The 243-nt window shown below is 31.7% G+C and carries 1 protein-coding gene; it reads left to right on the top strand.

Going from position 1 to position 243, the window contains the following annotated elements:
* A partial coding sequence (locus BTV98_RS13365) for a carbamoyl-phosphate synthase domain-containing protein (protein ID WP_305954781.1) occupies positions 1–243 on the top strand: 243 nt, incomplete at both ends.

Here is a 243-nt window from a genome sequence, read left to right as displayed (position 1 = left end):
TTATTTAGAAAACGGGATATTTTTAGAGGCAAACTCTTTTGGTGCAGATACAACTGCTGTTGGAAAACTAGTGTATAATAACTCAACATTTGGACAACAAGAGATTATTACAGACCCTTCAAACAATGGATTATTTATAAATTTTACAGCTGTAGAAATAGGAAATACAGGTGCAAATAGAGTTGATATGGAAAGTTCAAAAGCCTATGCAAATGGGATTATTGTGAGAAATTATCATGATCT

The organism is Psychrobacter sp. Cmf 22.2, assembly GCF_001921745.1.
In the GTDB taxonomy this organism is placed as follows: domain Bacteria; phylum Pseudomonadota; class Gammaproteobacteria; order Pseudomonadales; family Moraxellaceae; genus Psychrobacter.
Note: the sequence above shows the minus strand (reverse complement) of the source record. Positions and strands in the feature narration are given on the sequence as shown.